The 4788-nt window shown below is 62.6% G+C and carries 3 protein-coding genes; 2 read left to right on the top strand and 1 reads right to left on the bottom strand.

Going from position 1 to position 4788, the window contains the following annotated elements; all coding sequences use genetic code 11:
• Positions 1-91 precede the first annotated feature (91 nt).
• Positions 92-2752, bottom strand: coding sequence for an alpha-ketoglutarate dehydrogenase (gene mdeB, locus NUV89_RS27620; RefSeq protein WP_257783808.1), 2661 nt, complete (start codon positions 2750-2752; stop codon positions 92-94).
• Between the two features lie 191 nt (positions 2753-2943).
• Here mdeB and NUV89_RS27615 point away from each other — a divergent pair, with 191 nt between their 5' ends.
• Both NUV89_RS27615 and pcsA read left to right on the top strand, forming a co-directional pair.
• Positions 2944-3858: a class I SAM-dependent methyltransferase gene (locus NUV89_RS27615; RefSeq protein WP_257783807.1), complete on the top strand. Its 915-nt coding sequence runs from the start codon at positions 2944-2946 to the stop codon at positions 3856-3858.
• Between the two features lie 148 nt (positions 3859-4006).
• Entirely contained in the window at positions 4007-4726 is a 720-nt protein-coding gene (gene pcsA / locus NUV89_RS27610; RefSeq protein ID WP_257783806.1) for a phosphatidylcholine synthase, read from the top strand.
• The last annotated feature ends 62 nt before the right edge of the window (positions 4727-4788 follow it).

Here is a 4788-nt window from a genome sequence, read left to right as displayed (position 1 = left end):
TGTCAGAACACACATCTGCTGGCTGATCCACCGCCTTCGCGAGCAAGCCCGCTCCCACACAAGCCCGCTCCCACATTTTGATTTGCGCCTGTCAGGAGGTCCAGGACGGATCACGCTCCGTCTGCAAGCCGTACTTCTCAATCGCCTGCTGAGCCATCCGCGCATCCAGCGCCGTCAGCGCCGCCAGTACGATGTGATACCGATCCACCTCAAAGAAATCCCGCAACGCCGCCCGCGTATCACTGCGCCCGAACCCGTCAGTGCCGAGCACGGTGTAGCGCGAATCCAGGTACGACGCGATCATCTGCGGCACCGCCCGCACATAGTCCGACACCACGACAACAGGCGCCCCTTTGGGCAAGCATTCAGCCAAATGGCTGGTCCGAGCAGCCTCTTGCGGATGCAGGCGATTCCACCGTTCCACCTCCCGCGCGTCCCGTGCCAACTCGCTGTAACTGGTGACGCTGAACACCTCGCTCGCCACCTGCCAATCGTCCGCCAGCAACTGTGCCGCCGCTTGCGCCTCGCGCACCAAAGTGCCGGAACCGAGCAAGCGCACCTTGGCATCGGTCGCGCCCTCCAGTCGGTACATGCCCTTGATAATCGCCGCCTCCACCCCCTCTGGCAGACTCGGCTGCGGGTAGTTTTCATTCATCAGGGTCACGTAGTAGAACTCGTCCACCTCGTGCTCCAGCATCTGGCGCATGCCGTGGTCGAGGATCACCGCGAATTCCCCGGCAAACGCCGGATCGTAGGCGCGGCAGTTGGGCACAGTCGCGGCCATGAGATGGCTGCTGCCGTCCTGATGCTGCAAGCCTTCGCCACCCAGGGTGGTGCGCCCCGCCGTTGCGCCGAGCAGGAAGCCACGGGCGCGCTGGTCGGCGGCGGCCCAGATCAGGTCGCCCACGCGTTGGAAGCCGAACATCGAGTAATAGATGTAGAACGGCAGCATGCGCAGGCCATGCACCGAGTAACTGGTGGCCGCTGCGACCCAGGAGCTGATGGCGCTGGCTTCGCTGATGCCTTCTTCGAGGATCTGCCCGTCGGTGGCTTCGCGGTAGCTGAGGATCGAGCCGATGTCTTCCGGCTCGTAGCGCTGGCCGACGCTGGAATAGATGCCGATCTGCTTGAACAGGTTGGCCATGCCAAAGGTGCGCGCCTCGTCAGCGACGATGGGTACGATGCGCGGGCCCACGGCTTTGTCTTTAAGCAAGTTGGTGAGCATGCGCACAAAGGCCATGGTGGTGGACATTTCCTTGCCGTCGGCCGCCGTGGCAAACCCGCCGTAGCCTGCCACGGACGGCACGCTGACCGTTGCGGCGTGCTGGCTACGGCTCGGCACATAGCCGCCCAGGGCGTGGCGGCGCTGGTGCAGGTAGCGCATTTCCAGGCTGTCATCGGCCGGTTTGAAGAAGCTCAGGGATTCGGTCTGCTCATCAGTCAGCGGCAGTTGGAAGCGATTGCGAAAGGCGATCAATGCGTCGCGATCGAGCCTCTTCTGCTGGTGCGTGGTCATCTTGCCCTGCCCGGCCTCGCCCATGCCGAAGCCCTTCTTGGTCTGGGCGAGGATCACCGTGGGCTTGCCCTTGACCCGGCGCGCCGCGTGGTAGGCCGCGTGGATCTTGACCATGTCGTGGCCGCCGCGCTTGAGGCGGTCGATCTGTTCGTCACTCATGCCCGCGACGAGCTGGGCCAGGGATTCGCTTTGACCGAAGAAGTGTTCGCGGTTGTAGGCACCGTCCTTGGCGGCGAAGGTCTGGAATTGGCCGTCCACTGTCTGCGATAAGGTGTTGACCAGCGCGCCGTCGGCATCCTTGGCCAGCAAGGCGTCCCAGTCCGAACCCCAGACCAGCTTGATCACGTTCCAGCCCGCGCCGGCGAACAAGGCTTCCAGCTCGTCGATGATCCGCCCATTGCCACGCACCGGGCCGTCGAGGCGTTGCAGGTTGCAATTGACCACCCAGGTCAGATTGTCCAAGCCTTCGCGGGCCGCCAGGGTCAGGGCGGACATGCTTTCGGGCTCGTCCATTTCACCGTCGCCAAACACGCCCCAGACGTGACGGTCGGTGGTGTCCAACAGGTTGCGGTGTTGCAGGTAGCGCATGAAACGCGCGTGGAAAATCGAGCTGATGGGACCGATCCCCATCGAACCCGTGGGGAACTGCCAGAAATCAGGCATCAACCACGGGTGCGGATAGCTGGACAGCCCGCGCGCGCCGCCCTTGGGGCCGCCGATTTCCTGGCGATAGTGGGCCAGGTCGTGTTCACTCAGGCGCCCTTCGAGAAAAGCCCGCGCATAGATGCCGGGGGCGGAATGGGGCTGATAGAACACCAGGTCGCCGCCAAAACCGTCATTGCGCGCACGGAAGAAGTGGTTGAAGCCCACCTCGAACAAATCCGCCGCACTGGCGTAGCTGGCGATATGCCCGCCGAGTTCGCCGTACGCCTGATTGGCCCGCACCACCATGGCCAGGGCATTCCAGCGCACCAGCGAGGCCAGGCGCTCTTCGGTGGCGAGATCGCCGGGAAACGCCGGTTGCTGCTCGACGCTGATGCTATTGATATAGGGCGTGCCGTGGCGCGGTTTCCAGTCGATGTGCGGCGCGCTGCCTTCACGGGCCAGCAGGTCGAGGATCTGCCGGGCCCGCGCGGGGCCGGCGTTGGCAACCAGGGACGCGAGGGCGTCGCGCCACTCGTCCAACTCTTGTTGATCCAGGGCTGTGTGATTCACCGCGCTCGCGAAACCGTTCATGGGCACCTCCAGGCTTTTTTTCCAGTTTATGTCGACACCAAAGGATTTTTTGCCTGTTATCCGGCGGACAAGTCTGAATTTTGAGCATGATTCACTGGCATTCGGCCTTTTCTCAGCACGTTGTGCTCAACCACCCCGAAACCTCGCCATTGTGTTTAAAATGCCGCCCGCTCAACGAACGACGTTAACCGATGAACCCAGACGCCCTCGCCACCCTGCACGCCCACTTGCTCACCGCCCTGGCGACCCCGCCCAGCGAAACCCGGCGCCTGTTCCACGGCCGTGGGCGCTGCTGGCCGGGCCTGGAGCAACTGACGGTGGATTGGTTGCAGGGCGTGGTGCTGGTCGCGCTGTTCAAGGAGCCAGCCCCTGAACAGTTGCAAGCCCTGAAGCAATTGCTGCAAACGCAGTTGAGCGCCCACACCGTCGCGCTGCAACACCGCTACCTGCCGCAAAGCACCACCGAATGGCTGGTGGGCAATCCCGTGGATGAGCTGACCATCACCGAAGGCGGCCTGCGTTACCTGATCGACCTGGGTAAAAAACAGAACAGCGGGCTGTTCCTCGACATGCGCTACGGGCGCAACTGGGTACGGGAGCAGGCCAAGGGCCAGCGCGTGCTCAACCTGTTCGCCTACACCTGCGGTTTCTCCGTGGCGGCCATCGAAGGCGGCGCCGACCATGTGGTGAACCTGGACATGGCCCGTGGCGCCCTCAGCCGTGGCCGCGACAACCATCGCCTGAACGGCCACGACCTGAGCCAAGTGACGTTTCTCGGTCATGACCTGTTCAAGTCCTGGGCCAAAGTCACCCACAGCGGCCCCTATGACTTGGTAATCATCGACCCGCCCTCGTTCCAGAAAGGCAGCTTCCTGCTGACCAAGGACTACCAGCGCGTGCTGCGCCGCCTGCCGGATCTGCTGACGGCGCAAGGCACGGTGCTGGCCTGCATGAACGACCCGGCCTTCGGTGAAGACTTCCTGATCGACGGCGTGACCCGTGAAGCGCCGGGGCTGCGCTTTGTCGAACGTCTGGAAAACCCGCCGGAATTTCCGGATATTGATGCGCAAAGTGGCTTGAAGGCCCTGGTGTTCCGTCAAGGCTGATGCCGAAACGGCCCGCGCTTGCTACGCTTAGACTTGCACCGGGCGGTGAACCATATCCTCCCCTTCCCGGTCGATACCTGCATTCCCTGGCCAGACTCGACGGCGTCACGTTGTCGGCTGCCCCGTTTCACCTTTTGGAGAACCGCCCGTGATATCGACCCTGCATGTAGCCAGACTCAAAGCCTGGGGCGCCCACGGCTTTACCGCCACCGGTGTGGTATTGGCCTTCCTGGCCACCCTGGCGCTGCTGGAAAACTCACCCAAGGCCTGCCTGCTGTGGCTGGGCCTGGCGCTGGTGGTCGATGGCGTCGACGGCTCGCTGGCGCGACGGGTCAACGTCAGCACGGTGCTGCCGAGCTTTGACGGCTCGGTGCTGGACCTGGTGATCGACTACCTGACCTACGTGTTTATCCCGGCATTGTTTATCTATCGTTACATCGACCTGCCGGACTTTACCCACCTGTTCACCGTGTCGGTGATCCTGGTGTCGTCGCTGTTCTGCTTCTGCAACGTGAACATGAAAAGCAAGGACAACTACTTCGTCGGCTTCCCCGCCGCCTGGAACGTGGTGGCGCTGTGCGTGTACATCATCCAGCCAGACGCCTGGGTGACCTTGCTCACGGTGATCGGCCTGGCCCTGCTGACCGTGACGCCGATGAAGTTCTTGCACCCGTTCCGCGTGAAGCGCTTTATGCCGATCAATATCGCGGTGACCACGATCTGGTTGCTGTGCAGCTTCTTGATGGTGGTGGATTATCCGAACACCAACCCGCGGACGTTTGGGTTGTGGTCGGTGATGTCGGCGTATTTCCTCGGGATTTGCATCTGGCGTACGGCTTTGGAATGGCTGGATAAGCGTCACGGTTGATCGCGGTTAAAAATGTGGGAGCGGGCTTGCTCGCGAAAGCGGAGTGTCAGTCACTAAATTTT

It is taken from the genome of Pseudomonas sp. 18.1.10, assembly GCF_024655625.1.
Lineage (GTDB): Bacteria > Pseudomonadota > Gammaproteobacteria > Pseudomonadales > Pseudomonadaceae > Aquipseudomonas.
Note: the sequence above shows the minus strand (reverse complement) of the source record. Positions and strands in the feature narration are given on the sequence as shown.

What these genes read in the sequence shown, in the direction of transcription:
- mdeB (WP_257783808.1), bottom strand. Translation starts at nt 2,752, where the DNA reads ATGAACGGTTTCGCGAGCGCGGTGAATCACACAGCCCTGGATCAACAA.
- NUV89_RS27615 (WP_257783807.1), top strand. Translation starts at nt 2,944, where the DNA reads ATGAACCCAGACGCCCTCGCCACCCTGCACGCCCACTTGCTCACCGCC.